Source organism: Mesorhizobium sp. WSM4989 (assembly GCF_029625795.1).
In the GTDB taxonomy this organism is placed as follows: Bacteria; Pseudomonadota; Alphaproteobacteria; order Rhizobiales; family Rhizobiaceae; genus Mesorhizobium.
Genome location: NZ_JARTVN010000045.1, coordinates 1 through 260, shown reverse-complemented (window position 1 = coordinate 260; position 260 = coordinate 1). Strand labels below are relative to the sequence as shown.

Sequence of the window (260 nt, the reverse complement as noted above, 5' to 3'; positions counted from 1 at the left end):
ACAAATTGGGTGTACCGGCCGAAATGCGTGGATCCTTCGAGAAGTCCATGGCGGAAGCAATTCCCCTTGGTCGAATGGGCCAGCCGGAAGAACTGGCAAAAGCCGCTCTGTTCCTGGCATCGGACGCAAGCAGCTTTGTCACCGGTGTCAATCTGCGGGTCGACGGCGGAATGGCATTGCTTTGAGCGGGGGTAACCAAGTCGCTGCAGCCGTTTGATTGTCGAGCGTCGAGCGCCATCTCACCGGGCCAGGTCCAAGGG

The 260-nt window shown here is 59.2% G+C and carries 1 protein-coding gene; it reads left to right on the top strand.

Features of this window, described 5'->3' with window-relative positions:
* Nucleotides 1–185 (top strand): SDR family oxidoreductase (locus P9217_RS30245; RefSeq protein WP_278088336.1); only part of this gene is annotated, 185 nt, incomplete at its 5' end.
* Nucleotides 186–260 lie beyond the last annotated feature (75 nt).